We start from the raw sequence: 21,120 nt of genomic DNA, 5'->3' as shown, positions 1-21,120 counted from the left end.
CCGGTCCCCTTAGCTGGCCTGCTGCGCGCGGTAGGCGCCCTGCCGCTCCAGCATCCAGCCGGGATATTCGGCCGGCAAGGCGCTGGCCGCATCGAGCGTCGCGAGATCCTCGGGCGACAGCCGAACCCTGGTGGCCGCGAGATTGTCGGCCAGCTGGTCGGGCCGCTTGGCGCCGATGATCACGCTGGTGACCACGCTCTGGTGCAGCAGCCAGGCGAGCGCGATCTGCGCGACGCTCACCCCATGCGCCTGCGCGATCGGCCGCATGGCGTCGATCACGCCGTAGCCGCGTTCGCGGTCCACCGGCGGGAAATCGAAGGTGGCGCGCCGCCCCTCGCCGGAGGTCTCGTCGGCGCGGCTGTACTTGCCCGAGAGCAGGCCGCCGGCGAGCGGGCTCCACACCATCAGCCCCAGCCCTTCCGACGTCAGCATCGGCACGATCTCGCGCTCGAGGTCGCGGCCGGCCAGCGTGTAATAGGCCTGCAGCGACAGGATCGGCGCCAGCTGTCGGGCTTGCGTGATGCCGATCGCCTTGACGATCTGCCACGCCGCCCAGTTGGACAGGCCGATATAGCGGACATGGCCGTGCCGCACGAGCGTATCGAGCGCCTCCAGCGTCTCGACCAGCGGCGTCGCCGGGTCGAAGCCGTGAATCTGGTAGAGGTCGATATGGTCGAGCTGCAGGCGCGCGAGGCTCGCCTTGCACTGGTCGAGAACGTGCTTGCGCGAGGCGCCGCGCGCGTTGGGGCCCTCGCCCATCGGCCCCAGAACCTTGGTGGCGATGACGAGGTCGTCGCGCGAGAGGCCGAGATTGCGGATGGCCGTGCCGAGGATGCGCTCGCTCATCCCCCCAGCATAGACGTTCGCCGTGTCGATGAAGTTCACGCCGGCATCAATGGCGGCCTTCACCAGCGCGTCGGCCTCTTCTTGCCCCAGCTGGCCGATCTGGCCCCAAAAGCCGTCGCTGCCGCCGAAGGTCATGGTGCCGAGGCAGAGTTCGGAAACGAAAAGCCCCGAGGGGCCGAGTTGGCGATAGCGCATGAGGACGCTCCTTGTGCCAGGAAATCGATGGGTGAGAGATAGGCCTCGCGCGCCGTCCCGGCGACGCCGATCCTCGCAGTGTCTTGCCCGATTGTCTCAATCGCGCATTTGCGACTTTCCTCGTCCATATCCTGCGCTACGACAGCACCATGAACGATGATCTCTTCGATCGCCCCCTGGATCGCCCGCTGGATCGCCTTCTCGACCGCCCCCGCGCGTTGCTGCTGCGGCAATGGCAGCGCTTCGGCCGCGAGCCGCCGCTGGAAGGGCTGACGCTGACCGTGGCGCAGGCCCCGTCCGGGCTCATCCATTCGGTCTATCGCGCCTCGTTCTGCGGCGTGCTGCAGGGTGCCAAGGTCAGCCTGCTGGGCGAGCGGGCCTTTCGCTACGACACCGGCAAATGCCTGATCGCCTCGATGGACCTGCCCATCACCGCGCAGATCGTCGAGGCCAGCCCGGCCCGGCCCTATATGGCGTTCGCCCTCGCCATCGATCCCGCGATGATCGCCGATCTGGTGCTGGACGCCGCGGAAATGCCGGCCGCCGCCCCGCTCGCCTCCATCGCCATCGGCGAGATGGAGGCGGATCTGCTCGATCCGCTTGCCCGGCTTCTGGCGCTGTTCGACACCCCGCGCGACCTTGCCGTGCTGGCGCCGCTGATCCGCCGCGAAATGGTGTGGCGGCTGCTCAACGGGCCGCACGGGGCGATGCTGCGGCAGGTCGGCCTTGCCGACAGCCGGCTCGCCCGCATCGCCCGCGCGGTGGCGTGGATCCGCGATCATTATGCGGCACCCTTGAAGGTGCCGGATCTGGCGGCGCTGGCGGGGATGAGCCTCGCCAGCTTCCACCGCCATTTCCGCGCCGCGACGGCGATGTCCCCCATTCAGTTCCAGAAGCAGATCCGGCTGCAGGAGGCGCGGCGCCTGCTGCTGAGCGCGGGCATGGAGGTGGCCGCCATCGGCTTCTCCATCGGCTATGAAAGCCCCTCGCAGTTCAGCCGTGACTATCGCCGGCTGTTCGGCGAACCGCCCGGCCGCGACGGCGCCCTCATCCGCGCCGGGGTGCTCGCGCCGATGGCGCTGTGAGGGGCATCCCGTTCACACGCCGATCGGCATGCGGGCGGGATCGCGCGACACGGCGCGCGGCGCCACCAGCGCCTTCCAGGTCGACAGCGCGCGGTTCACCGGGGAAAAGGCCGGACGCGGGATGAAGCGGCCCCGGCCGGGGCGAGGGGTATCGTTGCGCCCGGCGGAATAGACCAACTCGCCGCGCGAGAGGGTGAAGCGCGGCAGGCCGCGTACCTCCACGCCCTCGAACACGTTGTAGTCGATGATGGATTTCTGCGTCGCCGCGCGGATGGTCTTGCCCGCCTTGGGGTCCAGCACCACGATATCGGCATCCGCGCCGGGCTGGATCGCGCCCTTGCGCGGATAGAGGTTGAGGATGCGGGCGATGTTGGTCGAGGTCACCGCGACGAATTCGTTCGGCGTCAGCCGGCCGGTCTCGACGCCGCTCGTCCACAGCACCGGCAGCCGGTCCTCCAGCCCGCCCGTGCCGTTGGGGATGCGGGTGAAGTCGCCGAGCCCCATGCGCTTCTGCGCGGTGGAGAAGGCGCAATGGTCGGTCGCCACCACCTGCAGCGAGCCGGCCGAAAGGCCCGCCCACAGGCTGTCCTGATGGCGCTTGTCGCGGAAGGGCGGGGACATGACCCGCTGCGCCGCATGGTCCCAGTCCGGGTGCTGGTAGACGGCCTCGTCGAGGGTCAGATGCTGCACCAGCGGCTCGCCATAGACCCGCATGCCCTTCTGCCGCGCCCGGCGGATCGCCTCATGCGCCGGCTCGCAGGAGACATGGACGATATAGACCGGCACGCTGGCGGCATCCGCGATCATGATGGCGCGGTTGACCGCCTCGCCCTCCACCTCCGGCGGGCGGGAATAGGCGTGCGCCTCCGGCCCGCGAATGCCCTCATTGAGGTATTTCTGCTGCAGGGCCGCGACGATGTCGCCATTCTCGGCATGGACCAGCGGCAGCGCCCCCAGCGCGGCGCAGCGCTGGAACGAGGCGAACATCTGGTCGTCATCGACCATCAGCGCGCCCTTATAGGCCATGAAATGCTTGAAGCTGTTGACGCCGCGCGCGACCACGGCCTCCATCGCCTCGAAGATCGGCTCCGACCAGCCGGTGACGCACATGTGGAAGGAATAGTCGGCGCTGGCCTGACGGCTGGCGCGCGCCTCCCATGCATCCAGCGCCCCGATCAGGTTCTCGCTGTCGGGAATGACGAAGTCGACCACCATCGTCGTGCCCCCGGACAGCGCGGCAAAGGTGCCGCTCTCCCAGGTCTCCGCCGCCGTGGTGCCCATGAACGGCATTTCGAGGTGCGTATGCGGGTCGATGCCGCCGGGCATGACATAGGCGCCGGAGGCATCGAGCACGCTGTCGCCGCTGAGGTTCTCGCCGATGGCGGCGATCCTCTCGCCCTCGATGAGCACATCGGCTTCATAGGAGCGGTCGGCGGCGACGATCGTGCCGCCCTTGATGACGATCGAGCGGGTCTGCGACATCGCGTGCTCCTTCCTTAGGCGATCTGCGCCGTTTCCAGCACCGCGTGCAGCAGCACGTCGGCGCCGGCCTTCGCCCATTCCGGCGTGATCGCCTCGTCCTCATTGTGGCTCAGCCCGTCCACGCAGGGGCAGAAGATCATGGCGGCGGGCGCGACCTTGTTCACCCAGCAAGCATCGTGCCCGGCGCCGGAGACCATGTCGCGGTGGGAGTAACCGAGCGCCGTGGCCGCCGCGCGCACGCGCCCGACCAGGGTGGGGTCGAAGGCCACGGGATCGAAGGCATTGACCTCGGCAATGGCGATGGCGAGCCCCATCCGCTCCGCGATTTCCGCCGCGCCGGCGCGGATTTCCTGCGCCATCGCCTCGAGCACGGCGAGCTCGGGGTGCCGGATGTCGATGGTGAACACCGCCTTGCCGGTGATGATGTTGCGTGAGTTTGGAAAGACGTCGATCTGCCCGACCGCGCCGACCGCCAGCGGGGCGTGCTTCCACGCCACGTTGTCCACCCGTTCGATGATGCGGGCGGCGCCGAGCCCGGCATTCAGCCGGCGCGGCATGGGCGTCGAGCCGGTATGGGCCTCGCGCCCCGTGAGCGTCACCTCCAGCCAGCGCGTGCCCTGGCCGTGGGTGACGACGCCGATCTCGCGGCCCTCGGCTTCCAGGATCGGCCCCTGCTCGATATGCAGCTCGAAATAAGCCTGCGCCTTGCGCGCGCCCACCGGCTCCTCGCCCTTGAAGCCGATGCGCTCCAGCTCGGCACCGAGCGTCCGGCCCTCGGCATCGCGCGTGGCATAGGCCGCCTCCAGGCTCATCACCCCGGCATAGACGGCGGAGGCCCCCATGGCGGGGGGAAAGCGGGCGCCTTCCTCATTGGTCCAGTTCACCACCTCGACGGGGTGCTTTGTACGGATGCCGAGGTCGTTGAGGGTGCGCACCACTTCCAGCGCGCCGAGCACGCCCAGCACCCCGTCGAACCGCCCGCCGGTCGGCTGGGTGTCGAGATGCGAGCCGATCATGACCGGCAGGGCCTCCGGGTCGGTTCCCGCGCGCCGCGCGAACATGGTGCCCATGGCGTCAATGCCCAGGCTTAATCCCGCCGCCTCGCACCAGTGCTGGAACAGAAGCCGCCCCTCGCGGTCGGCATCGGTCAGGGTCTGGCGGTTATTGCCCCCGCGCAGGCCCGGGCCGATCTGCGCCATCCTCATCAGGCTGTCCCACAGCCGTGTGCCATCGGTGCGCCAGTTGCCGCTCGGGGTCGCCATGATCGTCTCCTCAAACCACGAGCGGAGAGGAGACTATAGCTGCCCGCCGCGCGCAACCGGCCGGGTGCCGCGCGCGCAGGGGAGCGCAGGGGGCGCGGGTAAATCAGACGGTCTCGCCGTCCGTCCCCTTGACGCCGAGGCGGGCGCGCAGCTCGGCATTCTCCGCTTCGAGCGCCGACAGCCGCTCGCGAACGGGACGCACCGCCTCGGCGATTTCCGTCTCGGTGAAGCGCGGCGTGATGTGCTGGGGACAATTCCAGTCGAAGGCGTCCAGCCGCAGCCGGAAGATCCGCTCCAGCTTGGCCCGGTAGGGCTGCGGGCTGATGAGTTCCGTCAGGGCCGGGTCGGCATCGAGCGACAGGATCTCGACATGGGCGTAGATCTTGAGGCGCGCGCGCCGGGGGTAATCCATGAGGAACAGGCATGCCCGGCTGTCCGCCGCCAGATTTCCGGCGCTGATATACTGGAGATTGCCCCGGTAGTCGGCAAAGGCCAGCGTGCGCTCGTCGACCAGCTTCAGGAAGCCGCGCGGTCCCCCGCGATGCTGGACATAGGGCCAGCCGGTTTCGGAGACGCTCGCCATGTAGAAACTGTCGCGCGCGGCGATGAACATCGCTTCGTTTTCGGTGAAGCGATCGGACGGGCGCTCGCCCTTGAAGTCCTGCCAGAGGTGATCCACCCCCATCTCGGCCTGCACCGCGCGAACGCTGGGCGTCACGGCAATGTCGAGGAAGCCATAGGACATGATGAACCACCCTGCGACCCGTCGACCGGGCCGCTCCTGTTGCCGTTCCCCATGCGGATTGGGCCTGCGGGGACGGCGACGCAGGGCCTCGCAGGCCGGCTGGACGGGGAACGCCGCCCGCGCCGGCTTGGCCCGGCCCCGCATGATGCCGCCTTTTCGCCCGCGGCATAAGCCGCACGGCTGGGAACCAACCTTCCAGGAACTGGAAGGCACGCCGGCTCTCGGCTCATGTGGCCGAACGGGGCCCCGTTGCAAAGGTCGCGGTTTCCTCCCGCAGTCGCTCGCGCAGCCGGGGGGCGGCGAAATCGAGAAAGGCCCGCAATTTCCGCGGCAGCATCTGCTGCCCGGCATAGACGAGGCTCACCGGCCAGGCCGCCAGTTCATGATCCTCCAGCACGATTTCGATCTGCCCGGCACGCTGGGCCTCGGCGATCTGGTAATGGAGCAGCCGCGTGAGCCCCAGCCCGGCGACGGCGCCCGCGATGGCCGCTTCCGCCGTCGTCACCGTCAGGCGCGAATGCACCGGCACGACGATATCGCCGCCGCGCGCGGAAAAGCGCCAGGCTTCGGGCGAGGCCAGATTGTCGAAGGTGACGCAGACATGGTTCTGCAGGTCTTCCGGCTGCCGTGGCCGACCATGGGCCGCGAGATAGGACGGGCTGGCGCAGGTCACGCGGCGCATCGATCCGACATTGGAGGCGATCAGGGAGCTTTCGCCCAGATCTCCGATCCGCAAGGCGACATCCACATCCGATTCCAGCAGGTCCAGCAGGCGATCGGCGAGGATCAGCTTCACATCGATGTCGGGATATTGTTCGAGAAAGCCAGCGATGATCGGCATCATGTGGAGACGCCCGAACACGATCGGCGCCGTGATGGTCAGGCGGCCCTTCGGGTCGCGGTGAACGCCCATGGCGGCGCGATCCGCCTCCTCCACCTGCTCAAGGATGCGCCGGCACGCCTCCACATAGAGCCGTCCGGCCTCCGTCAGGCTGAGATGACGGCTCGACCGGTTGAGCATGCGCGTCTTCAGGTGCGCTTCCAGCTCCGCGATCCGCCGGCTGACCGTGGCCAGGGGCACGTCCATCTGCTTGGCGGCGGCCGACAGGGTGCCGGCCTCGACGACCTTGAGCAGGACCACCATCGCGTTGAGCTTGTCCACCGGCCATCTTCCCAGAATCAGCAAACAATCTTCTCGGATTCATCGAATTACCGAGGGCGCCGCAATGATATAGCTTTGCAATCGACAAATACACATGCCACCGACTTGGGAGCTCAGGAGAGTTTACAGCAAATAAATCCTTGAGAACGCTCCCGGGACTGTCTGTGGCGGTCTCGGGCGCCCAGTGTCCTGCGGCGCTGGTACCCAGCTTTTATTGATTTCCAGCCATTCGCGAGAGGCGGCCATGAGCCCGACATCGGCATATCCCGTGACGCATCACCATACGGCAACGGTCGACGGTGTGAAGATATTCTATCGCGAGGCCGGCCCGAAGGACGGCCCGGTCGTGCTGCTTCTGCATGGGTTTCCGACTTCCTCGCACATGTTCCGCAACCTCATTCCCTATCTGGCGGACCGCTATCATGTCATCGCGCCGGACTATCCCGGCTATGGCCAGAGCGAGGCGCCCGATCGCGCATCGTTCGCCTACACGTTCGACCGGTTCGGCGAACTGGTGGATGGCTTGCTGAGCCAGCTCGGGATCGCCCGCTATGCCATGTATGTGATGGATTACGGCGCGCCCGTCGGCTGGCGGCTGGCGCTGAAGCACCCGGATGCGATCACCGGCCTAATCATCCAGAACGGCAATGCCTATGAGGAGGGGCTGAAGGAGTTCTGGGATCCCGTCAAGCTGTTCTGGGCCGATGGCGGGCAGGAGAGCCGCGACAAGCTCCGCGGCCTGGTCAGCCTGGAGACGACCATCTTCCAATACACCGATGGCGTGTCCGACAAGACGCGGATTTCCCCGGACAACTGGACTCACGACCAGCCGCTGCTCGACCGGCCCGGCAATGCCGACATCCAGATGGATGTCATGTACGACTACCGCACCAACCTTCCGCTTTATCCCGAGGTGCAGGCCTGGCTCCGCGACAAGCAGCCGCCGGCGCTCCTCGTGTGGGGCAGGAACGACTTCATCTTCCCCGAGCCCGGCGCGCATCCCTACAGGCGGGACCTGAACGACCTCGAGTTCCACCTGCTGGACACCGGTCATTTCGTGCTGGAGGACAAGGCCGACGAGGTCTTCCCCCTCATCCACGATTTCCTCGACCGTAAGGTCGCCGGCGCCTAGCGCCGGCCTTCGGGGAGGCGGCAGGCACACAGGTTTAACTGCCGGCCTCCCGGTGGGCGCGCGATTACAGACCCCTCCGGCCCATCCCCACGCCGGGGAATTTCAACCCACGCTCCCGCGAGGGGAGCGACCTGTCTGCCCCGAAAACCAAGGAGCTTCGCACCGAGTTTCGATCCACGCTCCCGCGAGGGGAGCGACTGGACGCATATTCACTGCTTCAGAAGATGCGCGCGGTTTCGATCCACGCTCCCGCAAGGGGAGCGACGCGCCGGGAGACTTTCGGCACGGAGCAAGCGGCATGTTTCGATCCACGCTCCCGCGAGGGGAGCGACGAACATCACGCCGCCCTCTTCGCCCGACCACGCGTTTCGATCCACGCTCCCGCGAGGGGAGCGACAGGGGCGAAGCGTCGCCCCGCCCGCGAAAAGCGGGTTTCGATCCACGCTCCCGCGAGGGGAGCGACTCGCCCTTGGTCTCCTCCGGATCGCCGAAATCCTTGTTTCGATCCACGCTCCCGCGAGGGGAGCGACGATCGCGGCGGTGTCGGCCGTCGTGCCCGTGCCGTTTCGATCCACGCTCCCGCGGGGGGAGCGACGCCGAGACGATCGCCTATGCCGACTGCACGTTTGAGTTTCGATCCACGCTCCCGCGAGGGGAGCGACGCCCGATCGACATAGGTGCGCGCCGCCTCGAGCTTGTTTCGATCCACGCTCCCGCGAGGGGAGCGACGGCCACCTCATAACATTTTGCGATTGAACAGAAAATCGCGCTCTTTGCGCGAACCTGCCATTGGGCGTGGGGTGTGGCGTGCGGGTGGGCGGCGGTGCGGGGGAGAAGGGCGGGTGGCGCAAGGGGTTGCCGGTAATGCGAACCGGCCGGGTTTCGCGTGCGCGCTTCCGGTTCGCGCGGGCGGTCAGAACACCAGCGGGCCATCGAGATCGAGGACCGGCTTGGCGCCGACATGTTCGATCCGGCTCTTGCCTTCCGCGCCGAGACGGTAGAAGCGCAGGCTGTCCGTCGTCACGTCGATCTCGGCGATCAGCCGCGCGCGGAGCGCCACCCATTGCGAGGGGTCGACCTCGCATTCGAACACGGAATTCTGCACCCGCTGGCCGTGGTCGAGGCAGGCGCGGGCCACGCGGCGCAGGCGCCAGCGCCCCGCCGCCGTTTCGGTCCGCACATCATAGGCGACCAGCATCAACATGTATCATTTCCAGATGAAGCCGGGGTAGCCGTCGAGATCGCCACGCAGATGGCGGGCGAGAAGCTGCGCCTGGGCATGGGCGATGAGGCCGAGCGGCATCGCCTAGCCGAGGAAGGGATGGGTGAGCTCGTCCCGCTTGCGCTCCTGCCAGGCCACCAGGACGCGCTTGCGCGCCTCGTCGCTGAGCCGCACGCCGCCGGCATCCTCGATCGTGAAGTCGCCCGGGACGAGTTGCCGGCGATTGATGAGGCTGAGCACCAGGCGGTCGGCGAGGACCGGGCGCAGTTCCTCCATCAGGTCGAGGGCGAGACTGGCGCGCCCCGGGCGATCCGCATGCAGGAAGCCGACCTGCGGATCGAGGCCATGGGCTTCCAGCGCCGAGCGGCAATCATGGCCCAGCATGGCATAGAGGAACGACAACAGCGCGTTCACCCGGTCGAGCGGCGGGCGGCGCGAGCGCCCACCGAAGGCGAAGGCGGGTTCGCCCGAGCGCAGCAGCAGGTTGAAACAGCCGAAATAGACCTGCGCCGCCTCGCCCTCCAGCCCGCGCAGCGTGTCGACCTCCGAGGCGACAAGGGTCCGGCGCGCGACATCGGTGAGGCGCCGCTCGGCCGTCTCCAGCGTGGCGCGGCCGTCGGCGGGCATGGCCCCGCCATGGTCGCGCAGGGCGCGGCGCAGCACGGTGCGCTGGTTCGCGGCCTTGGCAGCGACGATGCCGCGCACGATCGGCCCGGAGCGGCCGGGGTCGTCGGTGGCGCGGAACTGCGCCCGGCGCAGCAGCACGTTGCCGGTGCGGGGGCCCTCCACACGGGCAAGGAAGCGCCCGTTCGGATCGAGATGCGATAGCGTGATACCGGCCTCGGCACAGGCGGCCATCAGCGCCGGCGAGGCTCCGGGTCGCCCGAAGCTGACCACGCCTTCCAGCATGTGCAGCGGCGCGCGGCCGCGCTCCATGCCCTCGACCTCGACGACGAGGTTGGCGCCATCCTTGCGCAGCCAGGCATCCTCGCTGGTGACATAGATGGTGTTGAGCATGCGCCGCATGGCCACCTCACGAACTGATTTGCGCCGCGAGCCAGCGCGCCACCGAGGGCGGCTTCTCCAGCCTCGCGGGCTGGCACAGCCCCTCCAGGGAGCAGCGCCGACAGGCCGGCATGTGGACCGGCGCTGGCGTGATCTGCGCGGCGATCATGGCGCGCGCCGCCGCGGCGGTCTCGCCCGTGAGCGCGCGCAGGGCGGCATCGAATGTCACGTCGAGCCGCCGGCGGGTCTGGCCATAGAACAGGGCGCCGCCGGGCACGGGGAGGCCGAACGCCTCTTCCAGACAGATCGCCTGCGCGCAGAGCTGCACCTCGTCGGCGCGATGCGCCTTCGGCTTGCCGCGCTTGTATTCGACCGGGAACGGCACGCCGGGCTCGCCGCGCCGGCCGTCGTGGAACTCCACCACATCGGCCTTGCCGGTGACGCCGAGCGCGACCGAGCGCAGCGCCACGCCGCGGGCGATGCGCACGCCGGGGCGGGTTTCCGGCCGGCCGGAATCGGCCCTTTCGTGCAGCAGCCGCCCTTCGGCCGTGGCGACGTCCTCGGCCCAAAGCTGCTCGACATCAATGAGCGCGCACTGGCGCGGGCAGAACAGATAGTGCTGCAGCGCCGAGAGCGGGATCAGCGCCTCCTCCGTCTCGCGGTCGATGGGGGAGGCGGTCATAGGCTGCCTCCTACCTCTCGATGATCTCGATGCCGTCGGGCAGGCCGTCGCGCTTGATGGTGATGGCGTAGTCGTCGAAGCTGCGGGCCGGCGGGGCGTTGTCGAGGCGCTCGTCGCCCGGCTTGTATGTCTCGCCGCGGAACATCCGCCAGGTCTCCACCCGGTCGAACAGCTCGTTGGCCTTGGCGTTTCCCAGCGCCGAGGCGTGGCGAAAGATGATGAGCTTGCGCGTCGCCATCTCGCCGCGCGCAGCGGAGCGATCATGCTCGAACATGTTGACGAGCGCCTCGAACAGCAAATCGAGATCGGCCTCGGAGAAGCCGGTGCCCTTGGTCGGGTGCGAGGCGAGCGGGGCCGAGACATAGCCATGCGCACGGTAGAGGCCATAGGGCACGATATGCTTGCGGCCCATGGTGCGCCCGCCCTTGGCGTCGGCATCGGCTTCCGTGGTCGCCGCGAGGCGGGTGATGGAGATTTCCAGCGGCAGGATCGGCTCGATCGAGCGGGCGAAATTGATCTGTACCGGCCCGCGCACCTGCCCGGCATTGACGCCCGTGGTCATGACCGCGCCGAAGCTGCGGATGTCCCAGAAATTGGCGCACATCCAGGCGGTGAGCTCGCGCGACTTGGCCTCGTCCTTGGGGCCCTTCTTGAGTTCGTCGGCCTTGGTCACCTCCGGCAGCACGGCGGCCCAGGCGCGTTTATGCTCGTTGTTGAGGGTGGCGCCGTCGCGCATGTAGATCTCGTGGCCGGGCGCATCGGGACGGGCCAGCGCCACGTAGTTGCGGATCTTGCGCTTGAGCGCGACATCGGAGACCAGCCCCCGGTTGGTCTCGGGATCGAGGCGCGGCATGTTGCCGGCGTCGGGATCGCCGTTCGGGTTGCCGTTGATCACATCGAAATACAGCACGAATTCGTGGCGGCGCGCGAGGCCGTTCGGCTCATTCGTCATTGTCATGGTCCTCTGCATCCGTGCTGGCGAGTTCGGCCTCGGCTTCCGGCTTGGTGAACTGGCCCTTGCGCTGGTGGTAATAGCCGAGCACGAAGCGGCCCTGCGCCTCCAGCGGTAGCGAGCGGGGCAGGTAGTCCTCGAGGCGATTGGTGATCTCCTCGATCTCGCGCTCCAGCCACGCGCCCTTGCCGCCCTTGCGCAGCTTGCCGAGGTGGTTCTGCACGCCGCGCATCAGAATGGGGAAGACCCTGGCGGGCGTGGCCGAGGCGGCGCCGAAATAGCGGTCGCGAATGGTGGCGTTGACCTTGCCGAGCGCCATGCGCTGCGCCGTCTCATAGGCGGCGAACAGGCGGCCAAGCTGATAGGCCGGGTCGGAATTCTCCCTCTGGAGACTCACGGGCAGTTCCTCCTTGGCGCGGTCATGGCTTGCGGGCGCGTGCGGGTCGGGTCGCCTCACGCGGAACTCGCGGGCGAGCACCGCCCGGATGATGGCGGCGTGCCAGCCGGTGGCGGGGTCGCCGCCGGCGCGCAGCCGCATGATCGCGTTCGCCAGCAGCGAGCGCGGGTAGCGCGTGCCTTCCAGCACGGCGCGGGTGACCTCGCCGGCGAGCAGTGGCGGGATGTTGTCGAACTTCTCCTGCATCGCCGTGGTCTTCATGAGCAGCCAGGCGATGGAAGGCGGGCGCTCGCCCCAGGGCGTCGGCTCGATGGCGAGGTCGCGATAGTGCTCGGCAAGACGATGCACGAAGGTGCCGAACTCGTCCGACAGCCAGTAGCGCACCGACAGCCGCGCGGCATTGGGCGCGAGGCCGAGCACGTGGAAGCGGATTTTCTTCTCTTTAAGCTCGTCGAGCGAGTCGATAGGGCGCCCTTGAACCAAATCCTCAAGTCGATCGCGGACCTTCTTCGCCTCGCTCGCATCGTCCGGGGGGTCGATCATAACGGCGAACCAGTTTTCCGCCGCCTGCGCCGCCGCCTCGTCGGCAATCGCCGACGTATCCGCCCAGAACACCACCGTCGCGTCGCCGATGCCCCGCGCAAGCCGGTTGCGGCTGGAGCGCTCCAGCATGCCGTTCAGCGCGGCGCCGTAGCGAAAGGCCGCCTCTTCCGAGGTCGGCGCGTTGTCGCCCTGTTCCTTGCCGTAGGAGGTAAAGGCGTCAAGGTTGAACGAGACCAGCGCCGCGCCCGAGGATTGCGCGCCGTTGACGCCCTTAATGCTGGGATGCAGCCGCTGGGCGATGCCCGGCCGGCCGCTGACGAGGCAGGCCACCCGGCGCCCCTCGCCGCCAAGCCGCGCGCCGAGCCGGGCACGGGCCGCCTCACGCTCGTGAACGAAGCGGGTCTCGCCCTGAAGGCGAAACACGATGTTGGCGTCCAGCATGTCGGCATGGAATGGCGGCGCGTCGAAACGCTCGGGCATCCAGCTTTCGAGAAAACGCCGCACAGCCAGCAGGCTGGGGTCGCTCTCACCCTCCAGCAGATCCAGATGCGTGGCCTTGAACGCGGCATGCTCCTGCGCCGTGCGCTTGCCCTCGCCCGCCGTGCGGCCGAGCACATAGGCGCTCTTGTCCCAGAGCAGGTTGGGCAGGATGCCGGCCGTGCGCTTCACCGCCGCCGGCACCGAGAGGAGTTGCGGAACGAGCTTCTTGCCGCTGGCCGCGCGCAGGTCGATGACGGCCACCGGCACGCCATCGGGTGAGAGTTCGATGGCAAAGCCGATCTTCTCGCGCGAGAACCCCGGCGGCTCGGCCTCGCCCCGCGCGGCCATGCGCTCGTAATAGCGGTCCAGCGACTGCAGGATGGTCATGACACGGTGCCCCCGGCGAGGCAGGCCTTCACGTCGAGCACGCCGTCGGTCAGCCGCGCCTGAAAGAAGCGGGACGTGTTGCCGTCGGCGAAATCGATGTCGTAGAGCATCCAGCCGAGATCGCGGTTGCGCTGGTCGTCGGGAAGCCGGCTTTCCGGCAGCGGCGCGCCGGGCGCGACCAGATCGAAGTCGGCGACGCATTCGCGGGTGCCCAGGCACGGGCGATGGAAGCACTGGCCGGCCGCCGCGCGGCGGTTGAACATGCTCAGGTGCTTGGCCTCGCTATCCTCCGGTCCCGCCCGGGCGGTCAGCTCGAAATGCGCCTCGATGACATAGGCAACGTCGGTCAGGAACAGGGTGGCGCGCTGCTGCCGGTTGTCCTCGACCACGAGGCCGAGCCCGGCGGTGCTGCCGGCGCGCATCGCCGTGCCGGCCGAGGCGGCGCTGGCCTTGGCCCCGACTTCGTTGCGGCGGAAGGACTGGAAGCGGATCGGCCGCAACACGTGGATGGCGTCGATGGTCCAGCGGATAGCCGGCTTCCAGTGGATCGCCTCAAGGATGCCGCGCGCGGCCGAAGGGGTCATCACGTCATAGGAAACGCGCTCGACCTTCATCTCCGGCCGCGTGAAGCACGCCCGCTCGCCCCAGACATGCAGCCGGACACCGTAGGACATCTATCGACCTCGCCATCGACCCATAATCAGCTGCACCAAGACACCTCAATCCAGAAGCTCGGGCCGTGCAATTGTCGTTGCGGAAGATTGACGGTTTTCCACCGATGATTGCAGCGGCGACGGCATGCCCGCGGCGTCCGCCCTCCGTGCCACGGGGAGAGGCGTGCGCCTACATCATATTGTCCATCACATCCCGATAGGTCAGGTCCGCGAGATCGACCCCGGTCTGCGGCCGGTAGTGCGAATCGTCCCCGAATTTCAGCATCGCGTCGCCGAGTGCCGGGTGCACAGGCGTCAGCACGCCGCGCAACAGCCATTCGTCGCGCGCCTTTTTCGGTATAGGCACCACATATTGCTGCAGCCGGCGCAGGTCGGCCGTGCGCGGCTTTTCCTGCGCCGCGATGGTAGCCAGCAGGTTTGCCGCGTCCTTGTCCTCCGCGTCGGCCTGCCACGGCACGATCACCGGCTCGTTCTCCTCCTCGTCGATCATGCGGAACGCCTCGGCGATGGAGCGGAAGGGGAAATCCAGGCCGGCCGTCTCGCCGATAGCCGGAAGGATGCCGGGATAGGCGCCTACCTCAGCGGAATCGAACGCTGTCGCGGCATCGCCCTTCTGCCAGTACAGATCCGCGAAATAGTGCTTCACCGCCTCAAGGCCGAGCGGGTCGGCATGTTTCTCCAGCACCGGCTGTGCGGCCTGCCAGCGCAGCTTCATGTCATGCTGCAGATGCCCCTCTGCCGGCTCGAACACCACGACGCGGCCGAGCCGGGGCCGCTCCTCGGCGTCGCGCAGTTCGCCCTCGCGATTGCAGCGGCCAGCCGCCTGCGCGATGGCGTCGATCCCCGTCGCCGCGCGCCACACCTCGGGAAAGCTGATGTCCACGCCGGCCTCGATCAGCGAGGTCGCCACCAGCCGCACCGGCTCGCCGGCTTTCAGCTTCGCCCGCAGATCGGCGAGCACGATCCGGCGGTGGCGGGCGCACATCTGGGTGGAGAGGTGAACCGCGCCGGGAAGCTCGCGGATCGCGTCGAACAGCGCGCGGGCATGCCGGCGGGTGTTGACGATGCACAGCATCTGCGGCTGCTCGGCAAAGCGCGCGGCGATCACGTCGTCGGCGATCGCGGCCTCCAGCCGTTCCACCGCCACGCGTTTCAACGCGGCGTAGAGGCCGGCCGGATCGGGCGCCAGCTCGCGCTCCGGCGGCAGGTCGAGCCCGAGGGGTGAGCGGGCCCTGTCGAGAAGGGCGCCGTCGATGCGGCGCAGCGCCGGCTGCGTCGCCGTGCACAGCACCACGCTGGTGCGGTAGTTGCGCGCCAGCTGATCGAGCGCGGCGAGGGAGGGTAGCAGCAGCGGCAAGGGCAGCGTCTGCACCTCATCCAACACCACCACGCTGCCGGCTATGTTGTGCAGCTTGCGGCAGCGCGAGGTGCGGTTGGCGAACAGGCTCTCAAAGAACTGCACCGCCGTCGTGACGACGATCGGCACGTCCCAGTTCTCCGCCGCGCGCTGCAGCTTGGCGAGGACACTGGGCGCCTCGTCGTCCGCCAGCCGCTCCTTGCGTGCCTTCTCCCAGTCGAAGCTGGCATGGTGTTCTAGAACGTCGTTCTCCCCACCGAGCGCCTTTCGGACGACGTCGGCCGTCTGCTCGATGATCGAGGTGTAGGGAATGACGTAGATGACCCGGCGCAGGCCGTGGCGCACGGCATGTTCGAGCGCGAAGGAGAGCGAGGCGAGCGTCTTGCCCCCGCCGGTCGGCACGGTGAGGCTGAACGACCCGGGAGGCAGGGCCGCCTTGGCCACGGCATGGTCGAGGATGCCGGCGCGCAACTCGTTGAGCGGCGTCGGGTCGGCGCCGGCGCGCTTGTTCGCCATGAAGGTGGCGAGCCGGTCGCGCAGCACCGCGAGATCGGCATGGCCGCCGCGTTCCTTCGGCTCGCCGGTCGCCCGGGCGTAGAAGTCTTCGGTAGCGATGAAATCGGCATCGACGAGGCAGGAGAACAGCATCCGCACCAGAAAGCTCAGGGCTAAGCCCTTCGGCCCTCCCGTCGGCGGCGGCACGCTCGGCTTCAGCGACGCCGCGTCCGGCAGTGGCCCGGTCAGGGTGGACCATTGGGCCGGAACGAGCCTGGCCGCCCCGGCCATGCGCGCGTTCAGGTCGACGCCATCGGCAAGGCCGGCATGATGGGCGGCGATGATGGCGGCGAGCATCGTGCCGAGGCCGGGCCCGTAATGATCCAGCGCGATCCGCGCCCCGGCGGAGGAGTGATCGCCACCGGAGGCGAGGCGCCCGGCAATATAGGCCTGGAAGTCCGGCGAAAGCTTGCCGATGTCGTGCAGCCACCCGGCGAGGCGCAGGACCTGCGCCCATCCCAGCGGCTCGGCAAAGGCCGCCGCGAGGGCGCCGACCGCCGCGCCGTGGTCGGGCAACGGTTCCCAGCGATCGAGGGCTTCGCCGGGGAGGGAATGGGCGTAGACCGTGACCATGCGCGCGACCACCGGAGCTGACGTAACAGTGAAGGGCGCTCCGTGGGCGTGCCGGATTCGCCCCCGGCAAGAGTGACGCGAAATGGTAGTTGAATGCAACCTGAGGTCTGGGCGTTCGCGCGGCCTCTGCCTTTCAGCCCGCGGTGTCGCGACGGCTGTGATCGATCCTCTTGAGCAATTCCGCATCGTCCTGCGCGTGCAGGGCCAGCCGCGCGGCATAGCGATCGCCGTCCAGGCCAAGGGCGCGGGCGAAGGCGGGCTCGGTCTTCAGGCCGTCGTGGCGCAGGACGCGTATGGCGGCGCGAAAAGGCGCGCCGCCGAGAGCCAGCCGGCGCTCCTCCACCTCGAAATGCCGCCAGCCCACCTGCTCGCGCACGGGCCGTCTCGATCCAAAGATCTCGAATGGCCGGCCATGGTGCCGCTCGCGGCATTTACATGGGGGGCGTCGGTGCGGAGGATGAGACGAGCGCCAAGCCTCGGGTCCGCCGATCATTCCGACTGGCCGCGGGCCGGGGCGCAGCGGACCCGCCGCATGGCAGCCGCCACCGATGTGGTGAACCGTGAGGCGCGCACCGTCCGTCTCGGTGATCGACGGGCTCTCCCTAAATCGGCAGGAGGATCAGAGTCTCCGGTCAACCACCCGATTGCCGCCGATGGCGAAGGCTCCGGCCTTCGCCGCGTCAAGCGCGTTCATGGCGCATCCTGCAGGGTTCAGATTACGTCACACCGACAGCCGGGCGTTCAGCACGCGCAGCTGCGTCATGTCTTCCAATCCCTCGATGCCATTTTGCAGGCCGATGCCAGACTGTTTGGCGCCGCCGAATGGGACATCAAAGGGCAGCGACATGTGCTGGTTCACCCAGATCGTCCCCGTTTCGATGCGGCCGGCAATGGCGATCCCGCGGCGAACATCCGAGGTCCAGATCGTGCCGCCCAGGCCATAGTCCGTGTCGTTCGCCTGCGCGATGGCGTCGTCGAGATCCTCATAGATCTGCACCGGGAGGACCGGGCCAAACTGCTCCTCGCGCACCAGCCGCGCATTGTCGGGAAGGCCGGTGACGATGGCAGGGCGGATGAAATAGCCCTGTCCCGTCGGCTCGCCGCCGGTGAGGAAGGTACCACCGTCGGCACGGGCCGAGGCGATGAATTCCAGCACCTTCTCGTACTGCATGCGGTTCTGCAGCGGCCCCATCGTGGTGGCGGGATCCAGCCCGTCGCCGAGCACCGCCGCCGCCGCATGCTTCGCCAGCGCGCCGGCTACGGCGTCGAACAGGCGGCGCGGGGCATAGACGCGCTTGGCGGCGTAGCAAACCTGCCCGGCATTGATCATCGCCGAGGCGAAGATGCGTTCCGCCGCCCATTCGGGATCGGCATCGTCGAGCACGATGGCCGCGTCGTTGCCGCCGAGCTCCAGCGTGAAGCGCTTCAGCGTGCCGGCGGCCGCGCCGAGCACCTTCTTGCCGGTCGGAGTCGAGCCGGTGAAGCTGACATGCGCCACATCGGGATGGCTGGTCAGGAGCGGGCCGAGGTCGTTCGCATCCACCAGCGTCTGCACCACGCCCGGCGGAAATATCTCGGCCGCGAGTTCGCCGAGGATGAGCGTGCTCAGCGGCGTCGACGGCGCCGGCTTGATGATGAGCGTGTTGCCGGTGATCAGCGCCGGCCCGAACTTGAACGCGAGCAGCGTCATCGGCCGGTTCCACGGCAGGATGGCGACCACTACGCCCTGTGGGTAACGTTGCTCGACGATCAGTTCCTGATCGGTCTGGCGGAGGACGCGGTCCTCCAGCTTCTGCCCGGCGAAATGGCGGATCGCGGCCGTGGCCCGTTCCACTTCGACGCGGCAATCGGCAATCGGGCCTCCGCGCTCGCGGGTCAGCGTCTCGGCGATGCGGTCGCGATTGGCGGCCATCGCATCCGCCATGCGCTCGATGAAGGGCCGGCGGCCCTCATAGCCGAGCGCGGCCCAGCCCTTCAGCGCGCGCTTTGCTGCGGCAATGGCCTGTTCGGCCTGCGTGGCGTTGGCGCGCGGGGACCGGGCGAAGACAGTGGCGCGCGTCGGATCGATGACGTCGAGGGTTTGCGCGCCGTCGACGAGGCGGCCGTCGATGAGAAGACGATGGGACATGGAATACCTCGGAATGTGAACGCCATCCTCTTCAGGGGGAGGAAGGCGGCCCTGCCGCAAAGCCCTTGAACTCAGCGGCGGCGGGCAGGAGCCGGCGGCTCGAGGAAGCAATCTCCCTTCGCCAGCTTGCTCGCCTCAATCTCGACCTCGATGAGAAGCTGGCGCGCGGTGGCGACGAGGACAAGCCAGGCGCCCGCCAGCAGTGCGACATCCTTCAGCACCAGGCGTCCCGCGCCCGAGAGATAGGGAAAGCCATGCTCGGCGTCGCCGAGGGCCGCGACCCAGGCCTCTGGTGTCGTGACCAGAAAGGAGAGCGTGACAAAAGGCGTCGCGAAGGCGAGGGCCGCGCCCGCGAGGCCAAGCTTGCGGTTCCACAGCCCGGCGAACGTCAGACCGCCGATGAGAAGCTCCACCGTGCCAAGGCCGCGCGAGAAGCCATAGGTGTTGTTCGCGGTCTCCCAGGCACGCTTGGCGGGGTCGAGTTCGCCCTCATGGGTGAGATGAGCCTTGTAGCCGGCCGGCTCATTGTAGAAGAACGACATGAAGGGGCTGTTCGCCACGAAGGGCGTGATGCTGTCGGCCTCGTAGGGCACGAATTTCAGGGCGCCGATCCAGAGGAAGATGATCGCGATGGCCACCTTCATGGCGGCGATGCCGAGCCGGAAGGACAGCGGAGCGGCGATGAGCGTCAGGGTCTGCCGATAGAGCGCGTACATGGCAACGCCTCAGATCTCGCCGGCCGCGGCGACCGCGTCCAGGGTGCGGGTGGAATAGACAAGGGCGGCGCCGGCATTGAGGGCGACGGCCACCCCGAGAGCCTCGGCGATTTCCTCACGCGTGGCGCCGAGCTTGAGGGCCTGCTGGCCATGGACGGTGATACAGCCGTCACAGCGCAGCGTGACCGCGCAGGCAAGCGCGATCAGCTCACGCGTCTTGGCATCGAGATGGTTGGTCTTCCCGCCGGCCGCGCCGAGCTGCACATAGCCGCGCACCGTATCCGGGCTGAGCTTGCCCACCTCGCCGACCCCGGCGAGAACCTGGTCGCGATACGTATTCCAGTCCATCATGTGCATATCATCAAGTCCCCGCTATCTGCGGGAGACTTAATAATCAGGCTCTCTCTTTCGTTAGGACATAAAAGCCGTCTTTTCAGCCATGCCGTGCGGTATGAATACTTATATCGTGGAAAGGGCCTGGCAGGGCACTGTTTCTGCTGCGGTTTTGCCTGACGCCGCCAAGGTCGCCAACCGATTGCGGATTGGCACGAAGCCGTCATGCGCCGCGGATCGATGACCACGAACGCCATGCGGGCGAGATCCCGCACCCTGTCCGTCTTGGGCAGCACGGGGGGCGCGGTGTCGGCGTAAAGCTCCGCCGAGCGCGGCGAATAGTTCGGCTTCATTGCAGAACTCCCGTGGGGAACCGGAAGATCAGGGCGCAGGCGCGGGATCGTCCAGCGTCACCATGCCTCGCCCTTCCGCAGCCAGCGCGGCACGCACGGAGGGCCTTTCGCCGATACGGCGAAGAAGGGCGGAGAGGCGCGGGAGACCGGCGATGTCGATGCCGTAGAACCGCGTCCAGCTGGCAATGACAAAGAGGTAGGCGTCCGCTGCGGTGAAGGTCGCTCCGGTGAGAAACGGCCCGGCAAGGCTCTGCTCCACGAAGGAAAGGCGTCCCCGGATCCGGGCAAGCACCAGCTCGCGTATCGGTGCGTCGATCTTCCAGTTGAGGGGAATGAAGCTCTTGTGCAGCTCCGCCGCGACAAAGCTCTGCCACTCCATCACGCGGTAACGCGCCAGCGTGCCCGCGGCGGGCATGAGATCCTCGCGACCCGCCGCATCGCAAACATACTGCGCGATGACGAGATTTTCCGTGAGCCGCTCTCCGGACGGAAGCTCCAGCAGCGGAACCATGCCGCGCGGCGCTATCTCCCGATAGTCGCTGCCGTCCGCCCGCCGCTTCGCCGTGACGTTGATGACCTCAAGGTCGAACGGCGTACCGATCTCGCGCAGCAGGATGTGAACGGAGAGCGAGCTCGCGCCGGGGTGGACATAGAGTTTCACAGCGATCGCTCCTGCATGGCCCGGCCCATTCCCGAAGGTCGGGGATGGGCAGGGCCGGTTGTCACTCCATGGCGCGCAGCTTCGCCACGTCATGCGGGGTCAGTGTCGAGGTCTGGCTTCCGAAGCGTTCGGTGACGTAGTTTGCGACGGCGGCCACTTCGGCGTCGGAATAGGCCTTGCCGAAGGCGGGCAT

General features: G+C 68.0%; 19 protein-coding genes and 1 CRISPR repeat array. Of the genes, 2 read left to right on the top strand and 17 right to left on the bottom strand.

What is annotated here, in order from left to right; translation table 11 throughout:
• Positions 1-9: 9 nt before the first annotated feature.
• The gene (locus FHS55_RS21220; protein ID WP_183191856.1) at positions 10-1,041 is read right to left on the bottom strand and encodes an aldo/keto reductase; all 1,032 of its coding nucleotides are present in this window, start codon (positions 1,039-1,041) and stop codon (positions 10-12) included.
• Between the two features lie 149 nt (positions 1,042-1,190).
• Here FHS55_RS21220 and FHS55_RS21215 point away from each other — a divergent pair, with 149 nt between their 5' ends.
• Positions 1,191-2,126: an AraC family transcriptional regulator gene (locus tag FHS55_RS21215; RefSeq protein WP_183191854.1), complete on the top strand. Its 936-nt coding sequence runs from the start codon at positions 1,191-1,193 to the stop codon at positions 2,124-2,126.
• A 12-nt stretch (positions 2,127-2,138) separates the two neighbouring features.
• Here FHS55_RS21215 and hydA read toward each other — a convergent pair whose 3' ends face one another.
• The 4 genes from hydA to FHS55_RS21195 form a co-directional block, all read right to left on the bottom strand.
• Entirely contained in the window at positions 2,139-3,608 is a 1,470-nt protein-coding gene (hydA, locus tag FHS55_RS21210; RefSeq protein ID WP_183191852.1) for a dihydropyrimidinase, read from the bottom strand.
• A 14-nt stretch (positions 3,609-3,622) separates the two neighbouring features.
• Positions 3,623-4,870 carry a Zn-dependent hydrolase gene (locus FHS55_RS21205; protein ID WP_183191851.1) on the bottom strand — a complete coding sequence of 416 codons (1,248 nt, stop codon included), beginning with the start codon at positions 4,868-4,870 and terminating at the stop codon, positions 3,623-3,625.
• 103 nt (positions 4,871-4,973) lie between these two features.
• The gene (locus FHS55_RS21200; RefSeq protein WP_183191849.1) at positions 4,974-5,615 is read right to left on the bottom strand and encodes a pyridoxamine 5'-phosphate oxidase family protein; all 642 of its coding nucleotides are present in this window, start codon (positions 5,613-5,615) and stop codon (positions 4,974-4,976) included.
• Positions 5,616-5,841: 226 nt separating this feature from the next.
• On the bottom strand, positions 5,842-6,777 hold the full coding sequence (locus FHS55_RS21195; RefSeq protein ID WP_183191848.1) for a LysR substrate-binding domain-containing protein: 936 nt from the start codon (positions 6,775-6,777) through the stop codon (positions 5,842-5,844).
• Between the two features lie 244 nt (positions 6,778-7,021).
• Between FHS55_RS21195 and FHS55_RS21190 the strand changes: the two genes are divergently transcribed.
• Positions 7,022-7,909: an alpha/beta fold hydrolase gene (locus FHS55_RS21190; RefSeq protein ID WP_183191846.1), complete on the top strand. Its 888-nt coding sequence runs from the start codon at positions 7,022-7,024 to the stop codon at positions 7,907-7,909.
• Between the two features lie 99 nt (positions 7,910-8,008).
• Positions 8,009-8,638: a CRISPR direct-repeat array (repeat unit 32 nt; unit sequence GTTTCGATCCACGCTCCCGCGAGGGGAGCGAC).
• Between the two features lie 184 nt (positions 8,639-8,822).
• Here the strand turns inward: FHS55_RS21190 and cas2 are convergent.
• From cas2 to FHS55_RS21130, 12 genes are all read right to left on the bottom strand, one after another.
• Entirely contained in the window at positions 8,823-9,113 is a 291-nt protein-coding gene (cas2, locus tag FHS55_RS21185; protein ID WP_183191844.1) for a CRISPR-associated endonuclease Cas2, read from the bottom strand.
• A 102-nt stretch (positions 9,114-9,215) separates the two neighbouring features.
• The gene (gene cas1c / locus FHS55_RS21180; RefSeq protein WP_246340363.1) at positions 9,216-10,157 is read right to left on the bottom strand and encodes a type I-C CRISPR-associated endonuclease Cas1c; all 942 of its coding nucleotides are present in this window, start codon (positions 10,155-10,157) and stop codon (positions 9,216-9,218) included.
• Positions 10,158-10,164: 7 nt separating this feature from the next.
• Complete coding sequence (gene cas4 / locus FHS55_RS21175) at positions 10,165-10,818, bottom strand: CRISPR-associated protein Cas4 (protein ID WP_183191842.1); 654 nt, start codon at positions 10,816-10,818, stop codon at positions 10,165-10,167.
• A gap of 10 nt (positions 10,819-10,828) precedes the next feature.
• Positions 10,829-11,776, bottom strand: coding sequence for a type I-C CRISPR-associated protein Cas7/Csd2 (cas7c, locus tag FHS55_RS21170; protein WP_246340362.1), 948 nt, complete (start codon positions 11,774-11,776; stop codon positions 10,829-10,831).
• A complete protein-coding gene (cas8c, locus tag FHS55_RS21165; protein WP_183191841.1) occupies positions 11,760-13,577 on the bottom strand; it encodes a type I-C CRISPR-associated protein Cas8c/Csd1 in 1,818 nt (605 codons plus the stop codon). The genes cas7c and cas8c overlap by 17 nt, the downstream gene beginning before the upstream one ends.
• The gene (cas5c, locus tag FHS55_RS21160) at positions 13,574-14,251 is read right to left on the bottom strand and encodes a type I-C CRISPR-associated protein Cas5c (protein WP_183191840.1); all 678 of its coding nucleotides are present in this window, start codon (positions 14,249-14,251) and stop codon (positions 13,574-13,576) included. Before cas5c ends, cas8c begins: the two co-directional genes overlap by 4 nt.
• 169 nt (positions 14,252-14,420) lie before the next feature.
• Entirely contained in the window at positions 14,421-16,736 is a 2,316-nt protein-coding gene (gene cas3, locus FHS55_RS21155; protein ID WP_183191839.1) for a CRISPR-associated helicase Cas3', read from the bottom strand.
• 133 nt (positions 16,737-16,869) lie between these two features.
• Entirely contained in the window at positions 16,870-17,229 is a 360-nt protein-coding gene (locus tag FHS55_RS21150) for a DUF4269 domain-containing protein (protein WP_183191837.1), read from the bottom strand.
• A gap of 228 nt (positions 17,230-17,457) precedes the next feature.
• The gene (locus FHS55_RS21145; RefSeq protein ID WP_183191835.1) at positions 17,458-18,864 is read right to left on the bottom strand and encodes an aldehyde dehydrogenase family protein; all 1,407 of its coding nucleotides are present in this window, start codon (positions 18,862-18,864) and stop codon (positions 17,458-17,460) included.
• 71 nt (positions 18,865-18,935) lie between these two features.
• A complete protein-coding gene (gene rclC, locus FHS55_RS21140) occupies positions 18,936-19,580 on the bottom strand; it encodes a reactive chlorine resistance membrane protein RclC (protein ID WP_183191833.1) in 645 nt (214 codons plus the stop codon).
• Between the two features lie 9 nt (positions 19,581-19,589).
• Positions 19,590-19,937 (bottom strand): carboxymuconolactone decarboxylase family protein, encoded by a 348-nt coding sequence (locus FHS55_RS21135; protein ID WP_183191831.1) that lies wholly within the window; start codon positions 19,935-19,937, stop codon positions 19,590-19,592.
• 357 nt (positions 19,938-20,294) lie between these two features.
• On the bottom strand, positions 20,295-20,927 hold the full coding sequence (locus FHS55_RS21130; RefSeq protein ID WP_210287108.1) for a glutathione S-transferase C-terminal domain-containing protein: 633 nt from the start codon (positions 20,925-20,927) through the stop codon (positions 20,295-20,297).
• Between the last annotated feature and the right edge of the window lie 193 nt (positions 20,928-21,120).

Source organism: Ancylobacter tetraedralis (assembly GCF_014195655.1).
Taxonomy (GTDB): domain Bacteria; phylum Pseudomonadota; class Alphaproteobacteria; order Rhizobiales; family Xanthobacteraceae; genus Ancylobacter; species Ancylobacter tetraedralis.
Note: the sequence above shows the minus strand (reverse complement) of the source record. Positions and strands in the feature narration are given on the sequence as shown.